Annotated in this window: 1 protein-coding gene; it reads left to right on the forward strand. The window is 61.0% G+C overall.

Going from position 1 to position 241, the window contains the following annotated elements; all coding sequences use genetic code 11:
• Nucleotides 1-241: ATP-binding cassette domain-containing protein (locus AF337_RS08150; protein ID WP_152970962.1), on the forward strand; the 241-nt coding region annotated here is incomplete at both ends.

Below are 241 nucleotides of genomic sequence, written 5' to 3' on the forward strand. Positions count from 1 at the left end.
CGCGCTTTCGCTCGTTCGGTCGCATATCTGCCCCAGGATGTCACGACCGGATCGGAAATGACAGTCCGCGAGCTTGTGGGATGCGGTCGCTATCCGTGGCACGGGGCGCTTGGCCGCTTCACCAAGAACGATGAAGGGAAAGTCGAGGAAGCCCTCCGAGCAACGCATATCGAGAAGTTCGCCGACCGTATCGTCGGAACATTGTCAGGCGGTGAGCGGCAACGTGCCTGGATCGCGATGC

The organism is Rhizobium ecuadorense (assembly GCF_001187535.1).
Lineage (GTDB): Bacteria > Pseudomonadota > Alphaproteobacteria > Rhizobiales > Rhizobiaceae > Rhizobium > Rhizobium ecuadorense.